The sequence below is a fragment of the Streptomyces sp. NPDC048507 genome (assembly GCF_043199995.1).
In the GTDB taxonomy this organism is placed as follows: Bacteria; Actinomycetota; Actinomycetes; order Streptomycetales; family Streptomycetaceae; genus Streptomyces.
On sequence record NZ_JBICWZ010000003.1, the window covers coordinates 538,791 to 561,518 of the forward strand.

General features: G+C 73.2%; 20 protein-coding genes, 1 tRNA gene and 1 pseudogene. 8 read left to right on the forward strand and 14 right to left on the reverse strand.

What is annotated here, in order from left to right:
* Nucleotides 1-79: 79 nt before the first annotated feature.
* Together ACGFXC_RS11555 and ACGFXC_RS11560 are read right to left on the reverse strand one after the other, a co-directional pair.
* Nucleotides 80-847 carry an RDD family protein gene (locus ACGFXC_RS11555; RefSeq protein ID WP_393711804.1) on the reverse strand — a complete coding sequence of 256 codons (768 nt, stop codon included), beginning with the start codon at nucleotides 845-847 and terminating at the stop codon, nucleotides 80-82.
* Between the two features lie 118 nt (nucleotides 848-965).
* On the reverse strand, nucleotides 966-2,474 hold the full coding sequence (locus tag ACGFXC_RS11560; RefSeq protein WP_393711806.1) for an RDD family protein: 1,509 nt from the start codon (nucleotides 2,472-2,474) through the stop codon (nucleotides 966-968).
* A gap of 280 nt (nucleotides 2,475-2,754) precedes the next feature.
* Here ACGFXC_RS11560 and ACGFXC_RS11565 point away from each other — a divergent pair, with 280 nt between their 5' ends.
* A complete protein-coding gene (locus ACGFXC_RS11565; RefSeq protein ID WP_393711808.1) occupies nucleotides 2,755-3,237 on the forward strand; it encodes an SsgA family sporulation/cell division regulator in 483 nt (160 codons plus the stop codon).
* Nucleotides 3,238-3,248: 11 nt separating this feature from the next.
* On the opposite strand, the gene ACGFXC_RS11570 is transcribed toward ACGFXC_RS11565, so the two are convergent.
* Nucleotides 3,249-4,718, reverse strand: a complete 1,470-nt coding sequence (locus ACGFXC_RS11570) for an FAD-binding oxidoreductase (RefSeq protein ID WP_393711810.1) — start codon at nucleotides 4,716-4,718, stop codon at nucleotides 3,249-3,251.
* Between the two features lie 96 nt (nucleotides 4,719-4,814).
* Here ACGFXC_RS11570 and ACGFXC_RS11575 point away from each other — a divergent pair, with 96 nt between their 5' ends.
* Complete coding sequence (locus ACGFXC_RS11575) at nucleotides 4,815-6,338, forward strand: hypothetical protein (RefSeq protein WP_393711812.1); 1,524 nt, start codon at nucleotides 4,815-4,817, stop codon at nucleotides 6,336-6,338.
* Between the two features lie 114 nt (nucleotides 6,339-6,452).
* Here ACGFXC_RS11575 and hppD read toward each other — a convergent pair whose 3' ends face one another.
* Entirely contained in the window at nucleotides 6,453-7,607 is a 1,155-nt protein-coding gene (gene hppD / locus ACGFXC_RS11580) for a 4-hydroxyphenylpyruvate dioxygenase (protein WP_393711814.1), read from the reverse strand.
* A 138-nt stretch (nucleotides 7,608-7,745) separates the two neighbouring features.
* On the opposite strand from hppD, the gene ACGFXC_RS11585 reads away from it, so the two are divergent.
* The 4 genes from ACGFXC_RS11585 (at nucleotide 7,746) to ACGFXC_RS11600 (ending at nucleotide 10,654) form a co-directional block, all read left to right on the forward strand.
* Entirely contained in the window at nucleotides 7,746-8,216 is a 471-nt protein-coding gene (locus tag ACGFXC_RS11585; RefSeq protein ID WP_393711816.1) for an Lrp/AsnC family transcriptional regulator, read from the forward strand.
* A gap of 92 nt (nucleotides 8,217-8,308) precedes the next feature.
* Entirely contained in the window at nucleotides 8,309-8,896 is a 588-nt protein-coding gene (locus tag ACGFXC_RS11590) for an ArsR/SmtB family transcription factor (RefSeq protein ID WP_393711818.1), read from the forward strand.
* A 235-nt stretch (nucleotides 8,897-9,131) separates the two neighbouring features.
* Nucleotides 9,132-9,359 (forward strand): hypothetical protein, encoded by a 228-nt coding sequence (locus tag ACGFXC_RS11595; RefSeq protein ID WP_393711820.1) that lies wholly within the window; start codon nucleotides 9,132-9,134, stop codon nucleotides 9,357-9,359.
* Nucleotides 9,356-10,654: an MFS transporter gene (locus ACGFXC_RS11600; RefSeq protein ID WP_393711821.1), complete on the forward strand. Its 1,299-nt coding sequence runs from the start codon at nucleotides 9,356-9,358 to the stop codon at nucleotides 10,652-10,654. The genes ACGFXC_RS11595 and ACGFXC_RS11600 overlap by 4 nt, the downstream gene beginning before the upstream one ends.
* On the opposite strand, the gene ACGFXC_RS11605 is transcribed toward ACGFXC_RS11600, so the two are convergent.
* Both ACGFXC_RS11605 and ACGFXC_RS11610 read right to left on the reverse strand, forming a co-directional pair.
* Nucleotides 10,584-11,381, reverse strand: a complete 798-nt coding sequence (locus ACGFXC_RS11605) for a S16 family serine protease (protein ID WP_393711823.1) — start codon at nucleotides 11,379-11,381, stop codon at nucleotides 10,584-10,586. The genes ACGFXC_RS11600 and ACGFXC_RS11605 overlap by 71 nt on opposite strands.
* 228 nt (nucleotides 11,382-11,609) lie before the next feature.
* Nucleotides 11,610-12,251 (reverse strand): helix-turn-helix domain-containing protein, encoded by a 642-nt coding sequence (locus ACGFXC_RS11610; protein ID WP_351826981.1) that lies wholly within the window; start codon nucleotides 12,249-12,251, stop codon nucleotides 11,610-11,612.
* Nucleotides 12,252-12,618: 367 nt separating this feature from the next.
* Here ACGFXC_RS11610 and ACGFXC_RS11615 point away from each other — a divergent pair, with 367 nt between their 5' ends.
* The gene (locus tag ACGFXC_RS11615) at nucleotides 12,619-13,716 is read left to right on the forward strand and encodes a hypothetical protein (protein WP_393711825.1); all 1,098 of its coding nucleotides are present in this window, start codon (nucleotides 12,619-12,621) and stop codon (nucleotides 13,714-13,716) included.
* Between the two features lie 75 nt (nucleotides 13,717-13,791).
* On the opposite strand, the gene ACGFXC_RS11620 is transcribed toward ACGFXC_RS11615, so the two are convergent.
* The 4 genes and pseudogenes from ACGFXC_RS11620 to ACGFXC_RS11635 all read right to left on the reverse strand — a co-directional run bounded on the left by ACGFXC_RS11620 (nucleotide 13,792) and on the right by ACGFXC_RS11635 (nucleotide 17,814).
* Nucleotides 13,792-15,576 carry a DEAD/DEAH box helicase gene (locus ACGFXC_RS11620; RefSeq protein ID WP_393711826.1) on the reverse strand — a complete coding sequence of 595 codons (1,785 nt, stop codon included), beginning with the start codon at nucleotides 15,574-15,576 and terminating at the stop codon, nucleotides 13,792-13,794.
* Nucleotides 15,577-15,696: 120 nt separating this feature from the next.
* Nucleotides 15,697-16,113, reverse strand: a pseudogene (locus ACGFXC_RS11625) (type II toxin-antitoxin system death-on-curing family toxin).
* 23 nt (nucleotides 16,114-16,136) lie between these two features.
* Nucleotides 16,137-16,337, reverse strand: coding sequence for a hypothetical protein (locus tag ACGFXC_RS11630; protein ID WP_393711828.1), 201 nt, complete (start codon nucleotides 16,335-16,337; stop codon nucleotides 16,137-16,139).
* Between the two features lie 34 nt (nucleotides 16,338-16,371).
* The gene (locus ACGFXC_RS11635) at nucleotides 16,372-17,814 is read right to left on the reverse strand and encodes an MFS transporter (protein ID WP_393711830.1); all 1,443 of its coding nucleotides are present in this window, start codon (nucleotides 17,812-17,814) and stop codon (nucleotides 16,372-16,374) included.
* Nucleotides 17,815-17,984: 170 nt separating this feature from the next.
* Here ACGFXC_RS11635 and ACGFXC_RS11640 point away from each other — a divergent pair.
* Nucleotides 17,985-18,059: transfer RNA gene (locus tag ACGFXC_RS11640), tRNA-Cys, on the forward strand.
* Between the two features lie 62 nt (nucleotides 18,060-18,121).
* Here the strand turns inward: ACGFXC_RS11640 and ACGFXC_RS11645 are convergent.
* Genes ACGFXC_RS11645 through mycP form a run of 4 tightly spaced genes read right to left on the reverse strand, consistent with a single transcriptional unit; the run spans nucleotide 18,122 to nucleotide 22,559 of the window.
* Nucleotides 18,122-18,667 (reverse strand): hypothetical protein, encoded by a 546-nt coding sequence (locus ACGFXC_RS11645; RefSeq protein WP_393711832.1) that lies wholly within the window; start codon nucleotides 18,665-18,667, stop codon nucleotides 18,122-18,124.
* Nucleotides 18,667-20,949, reverse strand: a complete 2,283-nt coding sequence (locus ACGFXC_RS11650; protein ID WP_393711834.1) for a hypothetical protein — start codon at nucleotides 20,947-20,949, stop codon at nucleotides 18,667-18,669. Before ACGFXC_RS11650 ends, ACGFXC_RS11645 begins: the two co-directional genes overlap by 1 nt.
* A 21-nt stretch (nucleotides 20,950-20,970) precedes the next feature.
* Nucleotides 20,971-21,387 carry a hypothetical protein gene (locus tag ACGFXC_RS11655; protein ID WP_393711836.1) on the reverse strand — a complete coding sequence of 139 codons (417 nt, stop codon included), beginning with the start codon at nucleotides 21,385-21,387 and terminating at the stop codon, nucleotides 20,971-20,973.
* 20 nt (nucleotides 21,388-21,407) lie between these two features.
* Complete coding sequence (mycP, locus tag ACGFXC_RS11660) at nucleotides 21,408-22,559, reverse strand: type VII secretion-associated serine protease mycosin (protein ID WP_393711837.1); 1,152 nt, start codon at nucleotides 22,557-22,559, stop codon at nucleotides 21,408-21,410.
* Nucleotides 22,560-22,728: the final 169 nt, after the last annotated feature.

Sequence of the window (22,728 nt, forward strand, 5' to 3'; positions counted from 1 at the left end):
CCGGACCCACCCGGCCCGAACGCCACAGCGGGCGGCCGCCCCCGGAGGGACGGCCGCCCGCGCGTGCACGCGTAACCGGTCAGGGGGCCTTGACCACCACCGTCTTGGCCACCTTGTCGTGCAGGCCCTGCTTGTACGGTTTGTCGATCAGCATGGACACGATCAGCGCGAGCGGCCACAGGCAGAAGCAGCACACCAGCGTCGGGATCCAGAGCACCGCGGCCCGGGTCAGCGAGGCGTTGGACGGGGGGATGCTGCCGTCGTTGAGCATCGCGACGCGCAGGCCCATGGCCTTCTTGCCGACCGTCTGGCCGTTGCGCTTGGTGAGCCACCAGTCGTAGCCGACGTACGCGATGATCGAGATCAGCGTCCACACGAGACCGGAGCCGTTGTACGACTTCGTGATGACCTCGCTGACGTCCTCGCCCTTGTCGGTGTCGACCACGTACCGCTTGGTGCCGAACGGCAGCTGGATGAGGAACAGCGGGATCCCGACGATCAGCAGGTCGATGATCCGGGCCCCGAGCCGTCTGCCGAAGTCCGCGAGCGGGGGCATCCCGGCCAGCGGGTCGGGCATGCCGTAGCCGCCGCCACCACCGTCGTACGGGCCACCGCCGCCGCCGTACGGCGGCGGGGGCGGGGGGTATCCGCCGCCGCCGGGGGGCGGGGGCGGAGGGTAGCCGCCACCACCGCCGCCGGGGGGCGGGGGCGGCGGGGGATAGCCACCGTCACCGGGAGGCGGCGAGCCGTACGGCGAACCGCCCGACGGGGGCGTCGGCCCCTGGGGCTTCTTGAGGAACGGGTCGTCCTCGGGCTGCCGGCCCGGCGGCGGCTGGTCGGTACTCATGGCCCGAGTCGAACCCGGGCCCGGGGACCACGCAACGGGACGGCGTCCGTTCGGGGGAGGGCCTCCCCCGCGCGGCGGCCCGGGCGGCGCGGGCCGGGCACGATCCGCGAGAGACGGCCTACCGGGCCACGTACGTGCCGGCGGCGCGGTCGTGCCAGCCGCGGCGGCGGGGGCGGTCCAGCAGGCACCAGAGGCTGCCCGGCAGGCCGAGCAGGGCGTACACGAGCCAGCGGCGCAGGGCGGCGCCGAAGGAGGGCGGGCGCAGGGTGGACGCGGACAGGACGCGGACGCCGAGCAGCTTCTTGCCCGGGGTCCGGCCCCAACGGGCCGTGGGCAGCGCCTCGTAGAACACCCCGAAGAGCAGGACGGCGGCCAGGACCACGCCGAGGTAGCCGGCGGTGGTGGCGTCGAGCAGCCACACGGTGGTGCTGCGGCCGCCGGCCCGGGCCAGGTCCACCTTGGCCTCCACGTGGGCCGTCGCCCGCGGTACGAGGGGCAGCGCGACGGCGGTCGCGACGGCGCCGGACACGAGCGAGTCCAGGACGCGGGCCAGCACCCGGCGGACGAGCCCGGCGGGCCGTACGGCGCGCTCCGCCATCCGCTCGAACACGGCGCGGGCCGGCTCCGCCGGGGGCACGGGCCGGGCGGCGTCCGCGCGGGCCCCGGACGGCGCGGGGTGCCCGGTCGGGGCCGGCGGCACCGCGGCGCGGCGGGCGGGGGCGACGGGGGCCCGGTCGCGGGGCCCGGACTCGGCGCGGGCGACGGGGGCGGGGGCGTGCGCGTCGAGCGCGGCGGGGCGGGCCGGCCGGGCCGGGCCGCGCACGTCGAGCGGGTCGAGCTCGCCGAACGCGCCGAGCTCACCGAACGCGTCGAGCGCGTCGAACGCCGACGGGGCCGCCCCGCGGACCTCGGACGGGGGCGGGCCGGCCGGGGCGTGGGCCTCCGGTGTGACGGCGGGGGCGGGGGCGACGGCGGGGGCGACGGCTTCCGGCCAACTGGAGGTGAGGCCCGAGGTGCCCGCCCCGGGGGCGTCGGGCCAGGCGGGCGGGCGGGCCGACAGGATGCCGACGCTCTCCGCCGCGGCCTGTACCGGCATCCGCCGGGCCGGTCCCGGCGCGGCGGCGGCCGTGGCGGCCGCGTGCCGGGCCAGGGAGATCCCGGCGCCCCGGGGCTCCGGCTCCGCCGGGCCGCCCCAGGAGACCCGGACGTCTCGGGGTCCGCCGAAGCCCGCCTGGTGCGCGGGGTCCGCCTGCCAGCCCGCCGCCCCGTCGCCCGACGCGGGGTCCGCGGCGGGCGCCCGCCCCGCAGCCCCGCCGCCCGGCCCGGGGGCGGTATCCGGCCACCCCGGCGCACCGCGCTCCGCCCCGCCGCCCGGCGGCACCGGCACCGGCACCGGCACCGGCACCGGCCGCGGACCGGCCGGCTCCGGCAGGGCCTCCGTCGCGGAGGTCTCGTCCAGGAACACCGGACCCGTTTCCTCCGCGGGAGCGGCGGCCGGCCCGGCGGGGCGGCTCGTCCCCGGAACCCAGGCCGCGCCGTTCCAGTACCGGACGAAGCCGGGGATGGACGGATCGGGGTAGTAACCCTCGCGGGCAGCGTGCTCGCCGTCACCAGGGGAGGCCGTCAATGTCCCCAACTCCGATCGTGGCTTGAGGCTTGTGCAGGGGAGGACCCAAGGGGAGGACCATAGCCAAGAACCCCCTCCCGACAGGTCCGGTAACGGGAGATTCCAAGCCTTCGGGCGAACCTCACCCCACCCGACCCTTTTCGGTCAGCCGAAAGATTCAGGCCAATCTCGGCTCCGATGCCGGAAGTCGCGTCATACCCGGCCCCCTCCGCGCTCCCTCCGGGTGCGGGATCCGCTCCGGTCCCGCACCCGCGAGCGCATCCACCGAAGTGAGGCCGTCGTGAACCAGCCCGTCATCGAACGCGAACTGGAACTCAAGCTGGTCCTGTCCCCCGAGCGCAGCGTCTGCGTCCCCGCCAAGCTGCTCTACCTCACCGACGACCCGTACGCCGTGCACATCACCTTCCACACCGGCTCCAGCACCCCGGTCAACTGGACGTTCGCCCGCGAACTGCTCGTCGAGGGGGTGTTCCGTCCCTGCGGGCACGGAGACGTCCGGATCTGGCCCACGAAGATCGACAACCGGGCCGTCCTGTGCATGGCCCTCAGCTCCCCCGACGGCGACGCCCTCCTGGAGGCCCCGGCCGGGCTGGTGTCGGCCTGGCTGGAACGGACGCTGCGCGCGGTCCCGCCCGGGACGGAGGCGGACCGGCTCGGCCTGGACGCCGCCCTGGCCGAACTGCTCGCCCCGACCCCGGCGGCCGACGACCTGTGGCTGCGCGACCCCTGGCCCTCGGACGAGTCGGCGGACGGCGACCTCTGATGCCCGCGGGCTCAGAAGAGCTTGCCGGGGTTCAGCAGCCCGAGCGGGTCGAAGGCCCGCTTCACCTCGCGCTGCACCTCCACCCCCACCGGTCCCAGTTCCCGCGCGAGCCACTCCTTCTTCAGCACCCCGACCCCGTGCTCCCCGGTGATCGTCCCGCCGAGCTCCAGACCGAGCGCCATGATCGCGTCGAAGGACTCCCTGGCCCGCCGCGCCTCGTCCTCGTCGGCGGGGTCGAAGCAGACCACCGGGTGGGTGTTGCCGTCGCCCGCGTGCGCGCAGACGCCGATGAGCAGGCCGTACGTCCGGGCGATGGCCGCCGTCCCGTCGAGCATCTCGGCGAGCCTGGACCGGGGCACGCACACGTCGTCGATCATCGTCGCGGGGCGCAGCGCCTCCAGGGCGGTCAGCGACATCCGGCGGGCCTGGAGCAGCAGTTCCGACTCCGCCGCGTCCTCGGCGGGCACGACGGCGGTGGCCCCGGAGGCCGTGCACAGCGCGCCGACGGCCGCGAGCCCGTCGGCGGCGTCCGGGGTGTCGAAGGCGGCCAGCAGCAGCGCCTCGGTGCTCTCGGGCAGCCCCATCCGGCCGAGCGCGTTGACGGCGCGGACCGTCGTACGGTCCATCAGCTCCAGCAGCGAGGGCGCGAGCCCTGCCTCCATGACGGCGCAGACGGCCGCGCAGGCGGCCGCGACGGACGGGAACTCGGCGGCCAGCGCCAGCTGCCGGGGCGGCGCCGGACGCAGCGCGAGGACGGCCCCGACCACCACGCCCAGACTGCCCTCCGAACCCACGAAGAGCCGGGTGAGGTCATATCCGGCGACCCCCTTGGCGGTGCGCCGCCCGGTGCGCAGCAGCCGCCCGTCGGCGAGGACCACGTCGAGGCCGAGCACGTACTCGGCGGTGACCCCGTACTTGACGCAGCACAGGCCGCCCGAGGCGGTGCCGATGTTCCCGCCGATGGTGCACTGCTCCCAGCTGGAGGGGTCGGGCGGGTAGTACAGGCCCTGTTCGGCGACGGCCCGGGACAGGACCGCGTTGACCACGCCCGGCTCGACGACGGCGATCCGGTCGACGGCGGAGACCTCCAGGATCCGGTCCATCTTGAGGAGGGAGAGCACGATGCAGCCGTCGGAGGCGTTGGCGGCGCCCGACAGGCCCGTACGGGCGCCCTGCGGGACGACCGGGACCCGTAGGGCGGTCGCGGTGCGCATCACGTGCCGCACCTGTTCCACGGTGCGCGGCAGGACGACGACGGCGGGTGTCCCGGCGGCGCAGAAGCTGGCCATGTCGGTGGCGTAGGAGGCGGTGACCTGGGGGTCGGTCAGCAGGGCCTCGGGCGGGAGCCCCTCGCGCAGGGCCGCCAGGAGCCGCGCGGAATGCTCCTCGGAGAGGCCGCCGGAGAGCCGCTCCGCGGAGGGCGCCACCGGCGGCGGGCCGGGGGCCGGCTCGGGAATCCGTACCGAAAGATCGTCGTCCATGGGGTCAGCGTGGCAGCCGGGGCCATCGGTGTGAACACGGCCGCGACCGGCTTCGGACACCTCGGGTAACTCTTCATATTGACGCACAGTGAGCGCATGGACGGATTCGACGAGCAATCGCGGCAGCCCGCGCCGCCCGTGACCTTCACCGGCCGCAAGACGGTCGTGGCGGCCGCGGTGACGGTGGTCCTGATCGCCGGGGCCCTGCTGATCCGCCCGGCCCGCACGGGCGACGACGCGCGTCCCCCGGGGCCGGGCGAACGCGCCGCGGCGGCGGTCGGCATGGGCGCCCCGGCGGCGGCGGTGGACCTGAAGGCACTGGTGGCGGACCGGGAGAAGTGGGTCGCCGCGCACGCCGACGACGACGCTTCGTGGGCGGTGCTCGGCTCCGCGTACCTGGAACAGGCCCGGCGGACGGCCGATTCGGCCTGGTTCCCGAAGGCGGAGAAGGCCCTGAAGCGGTCCCTGGAGGTCCGCCCGGCGGAGAAGGGCAACTTCGACGCGATGACGGGCATGGGCGCCCTCGCGAACGCCCGCCGGGACTTCGGGACGGCGAAGAAGTGGGGCGAGCTGGTGCGCGCCCAGGCGCCGAAGCGCTGGACGGCGTACCCGGTCCTCGTGGACGCGTACACGGGCCTGGGCTCCTACAAGGCCGCCCAGCAGGCGCTGGAGCGGCTCACCGAGCTCCGCGAGGGACTGCCCGCGCACCTCAGGGCCGCGCAGGTCTACCGGGACCGGGGCTGGCGCGAGGACGCGGTGCTCTCGCTGGAGGCCGCGGCGGGCGACGCGAAGGCCCCGGCGGAGAAGGCGTACGTGCTCCACCGGCTCGGCGAGCTGGCCTTCGAACGCGGCGACGCCGCCGAGGCCCTGCGCCAGCAGGAGGCCGCGCTGCGCACGGACCCGGGGCAGCCGGAGGCGCTCGGCGGCCGGGCCCGGGCGCTGGCCGCGCTGGGGCGGGGCGGGGAGGCCGTACGGGACTACCGGCTGGCGCTCGGGCGCACGCCGGTGCCGCGCCTGGCGCTGGAGCTCGGCGAGCTGCTGGACTCCCTGGGGCGGCCGGAGGAGGCCCGCGTCCAGTACCGCTCGCTGGCGGCGCAGGCGGCACGGGGCCCGTCCGCCGGGGTCAACGAGGCGGTGGTGCTGGGCCTGTTCGAGGCCGACCACGGCGATCCGCAGGCCGCCGTGAGCCGCCTGTCGGCGGAATGGGAGCGGACCAAGAGCGTGGAGGTGGCCGACGCCCTGGGCTGGGCCCTGCACCGGACCGGGGAGGACACGGCGGCCCTGGAGCACGCGAAGAAGGCCACCGAACTGGGGCTGCGCAGCGCCAGCTTCGCCTACCACCGGGCCGTGATCGAGCGGAGCCTGGGCGACGAGGCCGCGGCGCGGCGCCACCTCCAGGAGACGATGCGGACCAACCCGGGGTTCTCGCCGCTGCGGGGGCCGCTCGCGAAGGAGGCCCTGGCCTCGGTCGGCCAGCCCTCGGAGGGCGGCCCGGAGAACATGCAGCCGCGCACCCCGTGGGTAGCGCCCGAGCTGCCGAAGCCCAATCCGCCGAAGCCCGCCCCGGCGAAGCCGAAGGCCCCGGCGGCGAAACCGCAGCCGTCGCCCCCGGCCCGCTGACGGGCGCGCCGCGCCCGCGCCCGCGCGCGGACGCCCGCCTCCCCCGGACGGACGGCGTCCGGGGGAGGCGGGCGTCGCGGCGCGCGGCGGGCGCCGTGCGGACCGGCGGGGGTCCTACAGGTTGCCGCGCTTCTCCTGCTCGCGCTCGATGGCCTCGAACAGGGCCTTGAAGTTGCCCTTGCCGAAGCCCATGGAGCCGTGGCGCTCGATCATCTCGAAGAAGACGGTCGGCTTGTCCTGGACCGGCTTGGTGAAGATCTGGAGCAGGTAGCCGTCCTCGTCGCGGTCGACGAGGATCTTCAGCTCGCGCAGGATCTCGACGGGCACCCGGGTCTCGCCGGCCCACTCGCCGAGCGTGTCGTAGTACGAGTCGGGGGTGTCGAGGAACTGCACGCCCGCGGCGCGCATCGCGCGCACGGAGGCGACGATGTCGTTGGTGGCGAGCGCGATGTGCTGGACGCCCGCGCCGCCGTAGAACTCCAGGTACTCGTCGATCTGCGACTTCTTCTTCGCGACGGCCGGCTCGTTGATCGGGAACTTCACCTTGAGGGTGCCGTCCGCGACCACCTTGGACATCAGCGCCGAGTACTCGGTCGCGATGTCGTCGCCCACGAACTCCTTCATGTTCGTGAAGCCCATGACCTTGTTGTAGAACGCCACCCACTCGTTCATGCGGCCGAGCTCGACGTTGCCGACGCAGTGGTCGATCGCCTGGAAGGTGCGCTTGGCCGGCGGCTCGACGATCGGGGCGGCGGCGACGAAGCCCGGCAGGTAGGGGCCGGTGTAGTCGCGGCGCTCGACCAGCGTGTGGCGGGTCTGGCCGTAGGTGGCGATGGCGGCGAGGACGACCGTGCCGTGCTCGTCCTTGACCTCGTACGGCTCGTCCAGGCCGCGGGCGCCGTGCTCGACGGCGTACGCGTACGCGGCCCGCGCGTCCGGGACCTCGATGGCGAGGTCGACGACGCCGTCGCCGTGGTCGGCGACGTGCTCGGCGAGGAAGCGGCCGTGGTCCGTCGTCGCCTTGATGACCGAGGTCAGCACGAAGCGCGCGGCACCGTTGGTCAGGACGTAGCTGGCGGTCTCGCGGCTGCCGTTCTCCGGGCCGGAGTAGGCGACGAGCTTCATGCCGAAGGCGGTGGAGTAGTAGTGCGCGGCCTGCTTGGCGTTGCCGACGGCGAAGACGACCGCGTCCATGCCCTTCACCGGGAACGGGTCGGCCTCACGCGCGGTGTGCGGGGCGGTTTCGAGGTTCGCCAGAGACTCAGTCATGACCGCAGAGTCCCGCCCATCCACAAGCTGCGCAATAGTTTCCATTTCTGCTGTACAGAATGACCAGTACAGGCGCAGGATGACTGCGAGATCTGTGCAGTATGACCAGCCGATTCGGCGATCGGGGAGAGGGTTTCCATGGGCATCGACGAACTCGACGGCCGCCTCATCGTGCTGCTCGCGCGCGAGCCCCGGATCGGGGTCCTGGAGGCCTCGCGCCGGCTCGGGGTCGCGCGCGGCACGGTCCAGGCCCGGCTGGACCGGCTCCAGTCGAACGGGGTCATCCGCGGCTTCGGCCCGCAGGTCGACCCGACGGCCCTCGGCTATCCGGTGACGGCCTTCGCCACGCTGGAGATCAAGCAGGGCCAGGGCGCGGACGTACGGGCCCATCTGGACGGCGTACCGGAGGTGCTGGAGCTGCACACGACCACCGGGCAGGGGGACATGCTCTGCCGGCTGGTGGCGCGCTCGAACGCGGACCTCCAGAGGGTGATCGACCGCGTCGTCGGCTTCGAGGGGATCGTGCGGGCCTCGACGGCGATCGTGATGGAGAACCCGGTCCCGCTGCGGATCATCCCGCTGGTGGAGCAGGCCGCGGAGGACCGCTGAAGCGGGCGGGCCGAGGTTCGGCGAACCGGTTCCAAAGAACTGGTTGCAAAGAAACTCTTGCAGAGAATTCTTTGCAACTCTACTGTTGAGGCATGCCCGAGAAGAACGCCGCTGAAGGCCAGCCCAACGTCCGGACCCTCGATGCCCGTTCCCTGCGCGGGCTCGCCCACCCCCTGCGCATCCGGCTCCTCTCCTCCCTGCGGCGCAACGGCCCCGCCACCGCCTCCCGGCTGGCGGAGGAGCTCGGGGAGTCCAGCGGCGCCACCAGCTACCACCTGCGCCAGCTCGCCGCGCACGGGTTCGTCGAGGACGCGCCCGGGCACGGCAAGGGGCGCGAGCGCTGGTGGCAGGCCTCGCACGACGGCACGGCCTTCGACGAGGACCTGCTGGGCGACGAGGACCCCGAGACCAAGAAGGCGGCGGACGTCTTCCGCGGCGAGATCCTGAAGATCCACACGCAGGAGCTGACCACCTGGCTCGGCGAGGCGCGCACCTGGCCGCAGGAGTGGCGGCAGGCGCACGACCTCAGCGACTTCACGCTGCGGCTGACGCCCGAGCAGAGCCACGAACTGGTCCACAAGATGCACGAGCTGGTCAACAGCTACCGCGACCTGCCGGAGTCCGCGGAATCCGAAACGGTCCGCGTCCACACCCACGCCTTCCCGCGCCGCACGCCCTGACCGCCCCCGGGCCCGCCTCCCGGGCCCGCCTCCCGAGTCCCGGCCCGCCGACGCACCGACGTCGCCCCGCCGTCGCCGCCCCGCCCCACGCGCCGCTTCCCGCACGGCCCGCGCGGCACTGCGCGCCGCCCCCGCGCCGCCCCGCCGGCCGCCCGGGCGCGCCGCCCTGCCCTCACCCCCGCCGCGCCCGTACCCGTACCCGTACCCGTACCCGCATCGAAGGAGCCGTCCTGCCGTGCACGCCTACCCGCACACCCTGATCCACGCCGCCCGTACCGCCGAACTCGCCGCCGAAGCCGCCTCCTGGCGCCGGGCCCACGAGGCCGCCGCCCCCACCGTCCCGGCCGTCCCCGCCCTGCGCAACCGGCTCGGCGCAGCCCTGATCAGCGCCGGCGTGCGCCTGCTGGACCCGGCCCACGTCCAGGCCCGACCGCACACCCGCGTCCAGCAGCGCGCGGCATGAGCAGGCGCCCCTTCGTGGCGGTCCTGGCCGCCAACATGGTCTCCACGGCCGGTACTTCACTCACCCTGATCGGCGTCCCGTGGTTCGTGCTCCAGACCACGGGCAGCGCCGGGCGGGCCGGCGTCGTCGCCTTCTGCGCCACCCTGCCCGTGATCGTCGCCGCGCTCGTCGGGGGCCCGGTCATCGACCGGATCGGCCGCCGCCGGGTCTCCGTCGCCTCCGACCTCATCTGCGGCCTCGCGGTCGGCGCGATCCCGCTGCTGCACTACGCGGGCCTGCTGCAGTTCTGGATGCTGTGCGCGCTCATGGCCCTCGGCGGCCTCGTCCACACCCCGGGCCTGACCTCGCGCTCCGTCCTGCTCCCCCACCTCGCCGAGCACGCCGGCACCACCCTCCCCCGCGCGGCCAGCCTCTACGACGCCGTCTCGCGCGGGGCCCGGATGATCGGCGCCGCCACCGCCGGACTGCTGATCGCCTTCGTCGGGGCCGAGACCGTACTGCTCCTGGACGCGGCCTCCTTCACCGCCTCCGCGCTGCTGGTCGGCGCCTTCCTGCGCGGAGTCCCGGCCGCCGAACCCCAACCGGCCGCGCAGAAGGTCTCGTTCGCCTCCTACCGCACCGAACTCGCCGAGGGCTGGACCTTCCTGATCCGCTCCCGGCTGCTGACCGGGGTCACCCTGATGGTGATGGTGACCAACGGCCTCGACCAGGGCTGGGGCGCCGTCCTGCTGCCCGTGCACGGCCGCGAGGACCTCGGCAGCGCCACCTCCGTCGGCCTGCTGATCTCCCTGTTCGGCGGCGCCGCCCTGCTGGGCGCCCTGCTCTACGGGGCGTGGGGCGAACGCCTCCCCCGCCGGGCGGTGTTCGCCGCGGCCTTCCTGCTGTGCGGGGCGCCCCGGTACGTGACGGCCGCCTTCACCGACATCCCGCTCCCCCTCGCCGTCGTCATGGCCCTCTCGGGCCTGGGAGCCGGGGTCCTGAATCCGGTCCTGAGCACCGTGATCTACGAGCTGGTGCCGGACGAACTGCGCAGCCGGGTCTCGGGCGTGGCCACGGCGGGCTGCGAACTGACCATGCCGCTCGGTGGGCTCGCGGCCGGACTGCTGGTCGACGCCCTCGGCGTGCGGCCGGCCCTCCTCGGCTTCGGCGCCGTCTACCTCCTGGCCACCCTGGCCCCGCTCCTCTTCCCCGCCTGGCGCGGCCTCGACCGCCCCCCGCCGCCCCTCAACACCCCGGAACCGACTCGTTCCGGTTCAGCGCCCGCAGCGAGTCCACCGCCCCGCTCAGCGAGGTGACGGGGATCAGCCGCAGCCCCTCGGGCAGCTCGGCCTTGGCATCGGAGCACTCCGCCTTCGGCACGAGGAACACGCTCGCCCCGTCGCGGCGGGCGGCCTGCGTCTTGAGGCCCACGCCGCCGACGGCGCCGACCGTACCGTCGGCCGCGATGGTTCCCGTACCGGCGATGGTGCGCCCGCCCGTGAGGTCGCCGCCGCTGCCGTCTCCGTCGAGCTTGTCGACGATGCCGAGGGAGAAGAGCAGCCCGGCACTGGGGCCGCCGACGTCGGCGAGGTTCAGCTCGACCTTGACGGACCCCGGGTCCTTGTGGAGGAAGCCGAGCGCGGCCTCGGCGGCGGACGACTGGGACTGTGTCATCTCCTCCAGGTTGTGCTGCTCGATCTCCTTGTCGCTTCCACCCGAGGGATAGACGGCCGCCTTCGGCATGACCGCCCGGCTGGTGTCGAACCAGTCGCCGAGCAGCTCGGGCAGGGTCACCGTGGAGGAGGGGCCGGTGGCCTGGATGGTGGTCATCCGCAGCTGGCCCTTGGTGTCCCGGGTGGGCGCGCCGGCCACGACGATGACCTGCTTGCCGTCACGGGCGCCGAGCACGTCGGCCGTGAGGCCCGGCTGGGCGATCACGAAGGGCAGCGGCGCGAGGGCGGCCACGGCGAACAGCGCGGCCACGGGCAGTGCGCAGACAGCCAGGGCGGCGGGACGCGGCAGACGTGTGAGGCGAGAGAGCACCCGGCCAATCTATCGGGCCGCGTGCCCGCACCGTCCGCGCCGGTGCCCGGGGCGCGCGGACAGGGCGGCCGGGCGGGACACCGGCCCCGGCGCCCGCTGCGCCTCGGGTACGCCTTCGGTGCGCCTGCGGCCCGGCACGGAGCCAGGACCGGGGCCCGGGCCCGGGGCCCCGACCGGCCCGCGGCCTGGCGGCCCGGCGCAGCGCGTCTCGGCGACCCCGCGAGCGGCTCAGCGCAGCGCGTCGGCGACCTCGCGGGCGGCGTCGACCACGCGCGGGCCGACCCGCTCGGGGACGGCCTCGGCGAGCATCACGACGCCGACGCTGCCCTCCAGCCCGGTCACACCGACCAGCGGGGCGGCCGCGCCGCTGGCGCCGGCTTCGAGTTCTCCGTGGGTCAGGGTGTAGCCCGGCTCGATGAGCGTGCCCTGACGGGCGGCCAGGATGGCCCGCCCGGCCGCGCCCCGGTCCAGCGGGTGGCGGAACCCGGCCCGGTAGGCGACGTGGTAGTCGGTCCAGGTCGGCTCCACGACGGCGACGGCGAGCGCCTCGGTGCCGTCGACGAGGGTCAGGTGCGCGGTCGCGCCTATGTCCTCGGCGAGCGAGCGCAGCGCGGGCAGCGCCGCCTCCCGCACCAGCGGGTGGACCTGGCGTCCCAGCCGCAGCACGCCGAGCCCGACGCGGGCCCGGCCGCCGAGGTCCCTGCGGACCAGGGCGTGCTGTTCGAGGGTCGCGAGCAGTCGGTAGACGACGGTGCGGTTCACCCCGAGCCGGTTGGACAGCTCGGTGACAGTCAGACCGTGGTCGGTGTCGGCGAGCAGCTTGAGGACTCTGAGTCCTCGGTCGAGAGTCTGGGAGGTCTCCGCGGTCACGACGCCTCTCCCTCTCTTTCGGTGGGCGGCGGTGACTCTCGCGGGGTGGAGCGCTGCCGGTCCCTCGGCGACGCACGGAGAGGCCGCCGGTAGCGGCCAAGGCACCGGCTGCGCTCCCGCGGCGGCGCTGCCACGGGGCGTTCGATGCGGGGACATTAGCGAGCGGGTCCGCTCAGCGGAAGGCCTCGTCCAGAATCCGGTCGCCTGCTGCCGGTTTGCGTCATTTTCTGCTCACGGGTGTGCCAATTCGTAATGTTCCTCAGGCGAAAACCGCTTTACAGGCCCCTTACTCTGATCGTGTTCAAAAAGATGTTTGGGGGTGGGCAGGGCGTTCGGCGCCCCGTCCACGTAGGGGAAAGAAGTACAAGTGAAGCTGAAGCGCATGGCCATCGTCGCCGCTGCCGCCGTGGTGGGCCCGACGGTCCTCATGGCGACGCCCGCAATGGCGGACGAGGCTCCGAACGCACCGATCTCGACGCCCGACGCGGCCCCGGCCGCCGACGCCGCCGCCGAGACCCCGGCCCCCGCCGCCGACGCCGCGAAGCCGGCCGAGACCCCGGCTCCCGCCGCGGACGCCGCCAAGCCCGCGGAGACCCCGGCGCCGGCCGCCGACGCCGCGAAGCCGGCCGAGACCCCGGCCCCCGCCGCGGACGCCGCGAAGCCCGCCACCGAGACCCCGGCCGCCAAGGCCGGCGCCGAGACCCCGGCCGCGAAGACCGCGGGCGAGGCCGAGGCCCAGGACGCCGCGAAGTGGGTCGCCGACGGCCCGAAGCTCGCGATCAAGGACCTGCCGTCCTCCTTCAAGGCCGGCGGCGGCTGGCAGGAGTTCACCGTCGAGGTGGACAACACCGGCGGCAAGGACCACGAGGACTACCAGCTCGGCATCGACCTGCTGACCCGCACGACCCAGTTCGACAACGGCTACATCTCCCTCGAGGTGTACCTGCCCGACGAGGACGGCAACTGGGACTGGTACCCGGCCGAGTCCACGGGCTCCGACGGCGTCTACAGCCTGAACTTCGGCCACGGCTCGATCGCCAAGGACGACAAGTTCGACATCAAGCTCCGGCTGAAGTTCGACAAGAAGGCCCCGGAGACGGACATCGCGCTCACCCCCACGGGCTGGAGCAACAACAAGGGTGACGACAGCTACTCGCCCGACAACTTCGTCGAGTCCCAGGTGACGAAGGCCGGCTCCAACGGCGGCGGCTCCACCGGTGGCGGTCACACCGGTGGCGGCAACGACACCAAGCCGAACGGCGGCACCAGCACCACGCCGATCGTCGACCACAACAACGGCGCCGGCACCGGCACCGGCGGCACCACCACCAACGCCGGTGGCGAGCTCGCCGAGACCGGCACCGACGCGGCCACCAGCTGGGCCCTCGGCGCCGGCGGTGTCGCCCTCGCCATGGGCGCCGCCCTGGTCGCGGGCAACGGCCGCCGCCGGCGCGTCAGCGCCTGACGGCCTCAGGCCACACGAGGACGGGGCCCGTGCGCAGCAGCGCACGGGCCCCGTTCCCGTCCCGGCCCCGCATGCCTACCGCATGCGCGTGGCCCACTCCTGCACCTTCTTGATCCGCTCCCGCAGCTGCCCCGCCGTCGCCTCCGCGCTCGGCGGCCCGCCGCACACCCGGCGCAGCTCGGTGTGGATCACCCCGTGCGGCTTGCCGCTCTGGTGGACGTACGCGCCGACCATCGTGTTCAGCGACTTGCGCAGCTCCAGCAGCTCCTTGTGCGAAACCACCGGACGCCGGTCGGCGGGCAGCTCCAGCAGGTCCGCCTCGGAGTCCGGCTTGCGGCGGCTGTGCGCGATCTGCCGCGACTGCCGCTTCTGCAGCAGCATCTGCACCTGGTCCGGCTCCAGCAGCCCCGGGATGCCGAGGTAGTCCTGCTCCTCCTCGCTGCCCGGGTGCGCCTGCATGCCGAACTCGGCGCCGTCGTAGAGGACCCGGTCGAAGACGGCGTCGGACTCCAGCGCCTCGAAGGACATCTGCTCGTCCTCGCCGGTGTCCTCGTCCTCCTGCCGGTTCGCCTCGTCCATCTCCTTCTCGGACTCGGCGTACGGATCCTCCTCGCCCTTCTTCTTCGGCTTGTCGAGGACGTGGTCGCGCTCGACCTCCATCTCGTTCGCGAAGCCGAGGAGGTAGGGGATCGTCGGAAGGAACACGGACGCGGTCTCGCCGCGCCTGCGCGATCGCACGAAGCGGCCGACCGCCTGCGCGAAGAACAGCGGGGTCGAGATCGTCGTCGCGTACACGCCGACCGCCAGGCGCGGCACGTCGACGCCCTCGGACACCATGCGGACGGCGACCATCCAACGGTCGTCGTTCGCGCTGAAGGCGTCGATGTTCTTCGAGGCCCCCGTGTCGTCCGACAGCACGACGGTGGCCTTGGTCCCGGTGATCTCGCGGATCAGCTTGGCGTACGCGCGCGCCGCGTCCTGGTCGGCGGCGATGACGAGCCCGCCCGCGTCCGGGATGCCCTTCCTGACCTCGGTGAGCCGCTGGTCGGCGGCGCGCAGCACGTTCGGCATCCAGTCGCCGCGCGGGTCCAGCGCGGTGCGCCAGGCCTGCGAGATGGCGTCCTTGGTCATCGGCTCGCCGAGGCGGGCCGCGATCTCGTCGCCCGCCTTGGTGCGCCAGCGCATGTTGCCGCTGTAGGAGAGGAAGATGACCGGCCGCACGACCCCGTCGCCCAGCGCGTTGCCGTAGCCGTACGTGTAGTCCGCCGAGGAACGGCGGATCCCGTCGTTGCCCTCCTCGTACGTGACGAAGGGGATCGGGTTGGTGTCGGACCGGAAGGGCGTTCCGGTCAGGGCCAGCCGGCGCGTCGCGGGGTCGAAGGCCTCCAGGCAGGCCTCGCCCCAGGACTTCGAGTCGCCCGCGTGGTGGATCTCGTCGAGGATCACCAGCGTCTTGCGCTGCTCGCAGCGGTTGCGGTGGAGCATCGGGCGCACGCCCACGCCCGCGTACGTGACGGCTACCCCGTGGTAGTCCTTGCTCAGCGGCCCGGCCGAATACTCGGGGTCGAGCCGGATGCCTATCCGGGCGGCGGCCTCCGCCCACTGCTTCTTCAGGTGCTCGGTCGGCGCGACGACCGTCACCTGCTGCACCACGTGGTGGTGCAGCAGCCAGGAGGCGAGGGTGAGCGCGAAGGTGGTCTTTCCCGCGCCGGGGGTCGCCACCGCGAGGAAGTCCCGCGGCTGCGTCTCGATGTACCGGGTCAGGGCACCCTCCTGCCAGGCACGCAGCTTGCTCGCGGTGCCCCACGGCGCACGGCCGGGGAAGGCGGGTGAGAGGTGGTGGGAGGCGGTAGTAGTCACGGTCTCCGGTTCGTCTCAGTCACGGTCGCGGTCGTACGTAGGACAACCGGGCCACCTTACCGGCCCCGGCCCGCCCTTCCCGGAGGGACAGGCCCGTGACCTCGGCGGGTGCGGCGAGCGTCACACCGCGGCCGCCAGCGCGCGCAGCCGCTCCGCGATCACGGCGGGATCCGCCTCGTGACCGGCCGCGACGTCGATGACCAGCGCGTACGCGGTGTCCTGGTCCGCCGCCGCCAGGTCCACCCCGTTCACGGCGAGGAAGGTGGCGGCGGCCAGCCAGGCCGTGCGCTTGTTCCCGTCGACCAGGGGGTGATTGGCCGCGATGCCGTGGAGCAGCACGGCCGCCTGCTCGTACGGGTCCTCGTACGCCGGCGTCCCGAACTCCCCCGGCTACCGCCGGGAGGGGCCCCCGCGCGCCCGCGGCCGGTGCACGGCCGACTCCAGCAGCCCGGGGGCGCGCAGCTCCACGGGCTGCCGCCGGGCCAGGCAGGCGTACCGGGCCAGGTCCAGGACCTCGGCGAGGGTGAGGTGGCGCACGGGCCGGGCGGCCCCGGGCGCGCTCACCGGCCGAGCCTGTCCAGCAGCGGGGCGTGCGCCCGGGCGAGCCGCGCGGCGGCCCGCCCGACGCGCTCGCGCTCCGCGCGCAGGAGTTCCCGTACGGCGTCCGGCGCGAGCTCCCCGAGGGGCCGGCCGGTGGCGTCGGCGAGGTCGCGGAGCTCGGCGCGCTCGGCGTCGGTGAGGGGGCGGTTCAGCTGGTCCATCCGCCGAACCTAACCGCTCCCGCCCCGCCGCTCCTCAGGATTTCGGGTCCAGCCGGGTGGCGACCCACGCCCCCGCCAGCGCGACGACGGACATCGGCAGGAACACCGCCAGGAAGGCCCCGGGGTGCGAGGCGGTGGCGGCGCCCTCGGTGAGGGAGTGCCCGGCACCGACCGCGCCGCCGCCGAGCGCGACGAAGGCGGCCCCCACGGCGGCGAGGAGCACCACGTTCGCCAGGGCGTCGGAGATCTGCAGGGAGGCGGAGTTCGCCCCGGCCTCCTCGGGCGCCGACAGCTCCAGCAGCAGCACGCTGGTCGGGCCGATCACCAGCCCCATGCCGAGGCAGCCCACCGCCCAGGCCAGCGCCACCGTCCAGACGGGCACCGACTCGATGAGCACCGCCGGGGCGGCGGCGATGGCGAGCGCCACCATCACCATGCCGATGACCATGAGCCGCTCCCGGTAGGGCGCCATCCGCCCCTTGGACTGCACCCAGGAGCCGACCGCCCAGGTGAGCCCGCCCAGCGCGAGCGAGAAGCCCGCCAGCGTCGGGCTCAGACCCCGCTGGGTGACCAGCATCAGCGGCACGAAGCTCTCGGCCCCGATGAAGGCGCCCCCCGCGACCCCGCGCAACAGCACCACGGACGGCAGTCCGCGCCGGGCCAGGTACGTCCCGCGCGGCATCAGCCCGCGCACCGCCGGCAGCAGCAGGGCCACCCCGGCGGCGCCCGGCAGCAGCGACAGCCACCGCAGGTCCTGGGCGGCGTACTGGAGCAGCCCGGCGCCCAGCGAGATGCCGAACGCGAACCGGATCCGGCGCCGGTCGAACGCCGCGGGCGCCCCGGGGTCCACCGGCCCGGAGGCGGTGCGCCGGATGGCGGGCAGCGCCACCACCAGCGGGACTACGACCAGGGCGGGGATGCCGAGGAACACCCAGCGCCAGCCGAGGTGCTCCGTCACCGACCCGGCGGCGAGCGGCCCGACGATCGACGGCACCACCCAGCTCGCGGCGAAGGCGGCCATGATGGCGGGCCGCAGCCGCTCCTCGTACGCCCGGCTGACCACCACGTACAGGGCGACGATCACCAGCCCGCCGCCGAAGCCCTGCACGGCCCGGCCGAGCACGAACACCCCCATGACCTGGGCGGTCCCGGAACACACCAGCCCGGCGGCGAAGGCCCCGATGCCGACGGTCAGCGGACGCAGCGGGCCCTGCCGGTCGGCCCACTGGCCGGACAGCACCATCCCGAAGAGGCTCGTCGTGAAGTACGCGGAGAAGGCGAACGCGTACAGCCCGACCCCGTCCAGATCCCGCGCGGCGACGGGCATGGCCGTCCCGACGGCGGTGGCCTCGAACGCGATCAGGAACACGACGGAGATGATCCCGATGCTGAGCGCCCGGTACGCCGCCCCGAGAACGCCGCCCGGCGGAGGCGGGGCGGCGGCGGGCACGGATATCCGGGGTTCAAGGGCGCTCATCGCCCCAGAGTAAGCGGCACGGGCCGGTTACGCCCCTGTCAATTGGTCGGACTCCCCCTGGTCCCCGGGACCTAGGACTGTGAACGCAACATGGCAGTCACATTGCAGCCCCACCACCCCCCTTCCACCCCCGCCGCACCCCCCGTACGTTCGTCTCAGCACCACCACCCAGCCGTGTGCCCGAGTGGTTGAGGGACTCGCCTGCAAAGCGAGTTACGCCGGTTCGATTCCGGTCACGGCTTCCACCACACCCGCCGAGGCGGCTCCTGCCCCCGCGGCGACTTGCCGCGCCACGAGCTCCGCGCCGCTAAGCGCCACAGCGGGTCTGCTGCTTGGCGAACTCCGCGTACCTCTTCATGAGAGCGGCGAGTGTGGGCCGGCGGTCTTCCTTTTGGATGCCGTCGACCACACCGCCGACCCAGAGTTCCAGCACGAAGGAATCCGTAGGGCCCTCGCAGCTCAGGACGACGGCGGCACCGTCGTCCCAGAGCTTGCCGTCATCGGCGCCCGCCAGCGGCTCAGGGTGCTTGTCGGCGAGCAGGGAAGGCCAGCTGTGCACACCGCCTACCGGCTGACGGTACGCGCGTGCGAAGAAGCGGTTCTTCCCATCGACGTCGATCGTGCAGTTCTCCCGCTCGCGCTGCCTGCTCAGGCGGAGGACGGCGGGGCCGCGCACCTGAACATCCTTGCCCGTTCCCATGAACGGCGCGATCTCCGCAGGGCTGAAGGCCCCGAAGCACGTGGTGGCCGGAGGTTCGAGAGCCGCCGCCGGACGCCCTCCGGCGCAGCCCACCAGGGCCGCCGCAACGGCGACCGTGATGAGGACGACGGGACACCGGACGCGCCCGGACATCAGGAGCCACCTTTCATCGTCGCAACGAGGTCACGGCCGACCGCGTAGGCGTTGGCCGTCTCGGTGGACGCCACGCCCTGGTACGAGCCGATGGTGCGCTCGGACAGACCCGCACCCTGTGCAGCGATGCGGACCGAGTCCGCCGCCGACCTCGACGCCCCGGTCTGCGCCGCCACGAACGCGGCTCCCGTCTTCTGATTGTTCTCTTCGGCCTTCTTCGCCGCGTCTTCCTCCGCGCCCTTGACCACGCTTTCCGTGATGTCCTCCTGGAGCCACTCCAGACCGTCTCCCGCGAGGGGCAGCAGCTCCAGGTACTTGCCACCCGCCGCCGTGATGCCGCGGTTGACCCACTTGGCGTTGTCCTCGACGCCCTTGACGTACTCCTCCTGCTGGTGGGCGGTCTCTCCGAAGGCGCCCTCGGCCCGCGCCTGGGAAAGCATCCCGGCGATCTGCCCACCCGGATGCACCGCACTCTTGATCGCCGCGTCGACGTCGTCGTACTCGTTGCGGTGCGTGAAGACATCGTTGACGAGCGCCGTGGTCAGCGTCCGGTGGGCCGTCGTCATCGCGCCGTACGCGTCCGGGTCCTGTCCCACCGCTCCGATGAAGGACGCCATCGTCGCCTTGTCGAACTCCGCCATCTCACCATTGGCCCTGATCTGGCCGCTGCCGTTCTCCGCCGAGGCCTGGATGTCCGGCATGTACTCGGCCGCCATCTGCCCGAAGTGACCGGCCAGGTCCTTCAGCGGTGCGTCCTCCCCCGGCTTCGCCGCCACCAGCTCCGGCTTGTCGCCGATCTTCTCGACGACCCGTTCCATGACGGCCGCCATCTCCTTGGAGTGCGGCACCGGCGGCGCGTCCTCGTCACCGGGGCCGCGGTGGGAGACCGCCGCCATGAGGGCGTCGCCGACCGCCTTCTGCGCCGAACGGCCTTCGCCGTACCTGGCCGTGTCGAAGGAATCCGCGTAAGGATCCTTGTCGAGCATGTAGTCGACCATGCCCTGCGGTTTGCCGTGCTGTCCGCTCACGGGCTTGTCCGCGGTGGTGACGATGCCGTCGTGGTTGCTGTCCTCGCGGACCGGTTCGTTGAAGAAGGCCGTGGCCGCGTCCGGGTTGTTGCCGAGGGCCGTCATCAGCCCGGTCAGCGGGTAGAAACCGCGGTCACCGCCCGCGCCGTGGTGGAGCGTCGCCTCCTGGGCGAACGGCACGTGGTACTCCCATGCCTTCGGGTCCTTGCGGTCCACGGCGACCATGTCGCGCCCGACCGATGTCAGGAACTCCGTGTCGTACTTCCCCTCGCGGATCAGCGCGCCGAGCGCCTGGTACCCGTAGACCTTCGTCAGGCCGCCATCGACGGCCATCTCCTTGCGGCCGGCCTTCATCAGCGCCGTCGTCCACGCGGCATCGAGGTGGTGGGGGACGTCCTTGTGCGTCGCGAGACCGAGCATCGCGCCCATGTCGCTCTGGATGCCGGCCACCATGACCTGCCGGTCGCGGCCGGTCGGGCCCAGGCTCGTGGCGTCCAGCGACATCCTCGAGTACGACTCCAGCGTGGCGTCGGGCCCGACGGTCCGGAAGAAGCCCGTCGCGAACTCGGGATCGTCCCGGTTGTCGTCGAGGAGGTCCTCCAGCTCGCGCAGGGCCTCGACGTTGCGTGCCGTACCGCCCTCGCCGGTCACCTTCTTCATGAGGTCCGCGGCGCGGGCGACCTGCTCGGCGTCCAGGGTCTCGAAGGCCGGACCGCCGAAGTCGTGGTCGTCGGCGACGTTGGCCCGCAGGACGCGGACCAGTGAGTCGTCGGCGTCCTGCGCGTCCTCCACGGCCCGGTGGACCCGCTCCTGCCACAGGTCCCGGTTCTTGCGCAGGGACGCCTGGTAGTCGGGGTCGTGCTGGGCGGCGTACCGCTCGGTGTCATTGGCGAGGGGGACGACCTGCACCCCGCCGTGCTCGTCGATCCGAAACCCCGCGGCGGGCGCGTCCTCGGCCAGTTTCCTGAGTTGCTCCCGAGCGGCCGCGAAGGTCGCGTGGGCGTCGGCGAGCACCGCGTGCACGCCCTTGGCCTCCTTGGCGGCGTCCTCGAACTCCTTGGCCGTCTTCGCCACGAAGGGCCGGGCCACGCCGGCGGTGACCCCGCTCCACTCGGCCTTGTCGGCCTTGGCCTTCATGCCGCCCCGGGCCGCCTCGGCGAGCTCCGCCAGCTTGGCGGCCATCGTCTGCCAGTCGGTGGCAGCCGTCTGGAGCTTGTCGAGGGGGGCGTTCAGCACGTTCTCGTACGTCAGCACGGGATCCCGTCCTCCTGCTTCCTACTTCAGGTACTCGTCGAGCTTGGAGGTCGTGAACTCGGCGTAGAGCTGCTGCTCCTCCTTGGCGTGCGAGGAGAGGGAGTAGTTCAGCCCGTTGGAGATCTGCGCGCAGGCGGCCACGAGGGTCTTCACCTGGCCCTCCCAGCGGGAGTTCAGCTGCGTGAGGGCGGCTCCGCTCGCGAAGCCCTCCTTGGCGAGCGCGCCGGCCGCTTCGGCGGTGGCCGTGGCGGCGTGCTTGCCGTCGGTCTGGAGGCGGGAGTGCAGCTTGTGCGCCTCGGTGCCGACCGCGCCGATGTGGTCCTGGTTGAGTTCGAGGTCCCCGCCGGCGCCGGCGGGGCCGGGGGCGCCGTTGAGCCGCGTGGAGACCTTGGCGGCGGCCGTGGTGCGGGCGGCGGCCCACTCTTCGTCGAACGACATCAGGGCCTCCTGGCGGGGGTTCAGCGGTTGCGTCGGCGGACTGCAACGGCGGCGACGGCGCCCCCGATGAGGACGCAGGCCCCGATCCCGAGCGCGATCCAGGGCAGGCTACTGCCGTCGTCCCCCTTCTTAACGGCTGACGGAGCCTGCGGTGCGGGCTTCGGGGCGCCAGTTTCGGCCGTTTTCCCTGCGGCGGCGGCCAGATCGGGCAGCGGGTACACGTCAGCCGGCCCCGGATCCCCCGGCGTGGGCACGGCCACCCGCGGCCGCACGACCCCATACCCGACGTAATCGTTCCGCTGGACCCCGTCGACGGGCTTGCCGGCGGTGTTCAGCAGAACCCGGAGCACCTGATTGTTGGTCCAGTCGGGATGCGCGGACCAGAGCAGGGCGGCGGATGCGGACGCGAGGGCGGTGGCGTCACTGGTCCCGTGGCTGGAACAGACCTCCGACTTGCCCACACAGGCTGAGTAGATATCAACACCCGGGGCCGACAGGTCGACCTGGGGACCGTGCTGGGACTCCTTGGTGGCACCTCCGTCAGGGCCGATCGCACCGACACCCACCACTCCCGGCGTCGCGGCCGGATACCTCAGGGTGTTGAGCGAGTCTCCGTCGTTCCCTACCGCAGCAAAGATCAGCTTCCCCCTGGAAAGGGCGTACCTCACCGCATCGGCGCGCGCGGGATCATCCTGATCAGTGCCGAGCGAGATGCTGATGATCTTTGCGTCAGTGTCCGCCGCATAGCGGATCGCCTGAGTCCAGCCAGGATGTGCCGGGTCACTCTCATTCGGAACCCGGATCGGAAGGATCTTGCTTCCCGGCGCCAATCCGATCGCCCCATCCCCACTGGGGTGCCTTCCGGTTCCCGCGATGATCGCGGCCATTGACGTGCCGTGGTTGTCGTAGTCAGTTCGCTCGTCTCCATCTTGCGACGTAGCGAAATTCTTCCCGGGGAGAACCTGGCCCCCCAGCTCGGAGACGCGGCCGACACCCGTATCGATGACCGCGACAGTCACGCCCTTGCCCGTGCTGGTCTTCCAGATGTCGTCGGCCTTCATGGCATCGAGGTGCCACTGTTTCTCTCGGATCGTCTGCGCATGTGCTGGTGTCGCAGCGACTCCGGCCAGGAGGAGACCCATCAGGACCGAGAGTGCTTTGCGCAGATTCATCACGGCCAACGTCCTTTCCCTTCAGTCGATCACCGGTGGAACGACGCGACGGTCGCCCTGCCAGGTCTCTTCGTCCTCTGCCAGGTAGTCAGGGCGGCCGCTCCCAGAACTCTTGCGCCGTCCAGTCGAAGTAGGCGTGCCCGCACCGCCATGGCCCATTGGGCGCCCA

Bases quoted from the DNA above. Each gene is read 5' to 3' on its own strand.
- hppD (WP_393711814.1), bottom strand. From the start codon at position 7,607: ATGACTGAGTCTCTGGCGAACCTCGAAACCGCCCCGCACACCGCGCGT.
- ACGFXC_RS11575 (WP_393711812.1), top strand. From the start codon at position 4,815: ATGGACGGATTCGACGAGCAATCGCGGCAGCCCGCGCCGCCCGTGACC.
- ACGFXC_RS11570 (WP_393711810.1), bottom strand. From the start codon at position 4,718: ATGGACGACGATCTTTCGGTACGGATTCCCGAGCCGGCCCCCGGCCCG.
- ACGFXC_RS11555 (WP_393711804.1), bottom strand. From the start codon at position 847: ATGAGTACCGACCAGCCGCCGCCGGGCCGGCAGCCCGAGGACGACCCG.
- mycP (WP_393711837.1), bottom strand. From the start codon at position 22,559: ATGAATCTGCGCAAAGCACTCTCGGTCCTGATGGGTCTCCTCCTGGCC.
- ACGFXC_RS11635 (WP_393711830.1), bottom strand. From the start codon at position 17,814: ATGAGCGCCCTTGAACCCCGGATATCCGTGCCCGCCGCCGCCCCGCCT.
- ACGFXC_RS11655 (WP_393711836.1), bottom strand. From the start codon at position 21,387: ATGTCGTTCGACGAAGAGTGGGCCGCCGCCCGCACCACGGCCGCCGCC.
- ACGFXC_RS11585 (WP_393711816.1), top strand. From the start codon at position 7,746: ATGGGCATCGACGAACTCGACGGCCGCCTCATCGTGCTGCTCGCGCGC.
- ACGFXC_RS11630 (WP_393711828.1), bottom strand. From the start codon at position 16,337: ATGGACCAGCTGAACCGCCCCCTCACCGACGCCGAGCGCGCCGAGCTC.
- ACGFXC_RS11645 (WP_393711832.1), bottom strand. From the start codon at position 18,667: ATGTCCGGGCGCGTCCGGTGTCCCGTCGTCCTCATCACGGTCGCCGTT.
- ACGFXC_RS11600 (WP_393711821.1), top strand. From the start codon at position 9,356: ATGAGCAGGCGCCCCTTCGTGGCGGTCCTGGCCGCCAACATGGTCTCC.
- ACGFXC_RS11590 (WP_393711818.1), top strand. From the start codon at position 8,309: ATGCCCGAGAAGAACGCCGCTGAAGGCCAGCCCAACGTCCGGACCCTC.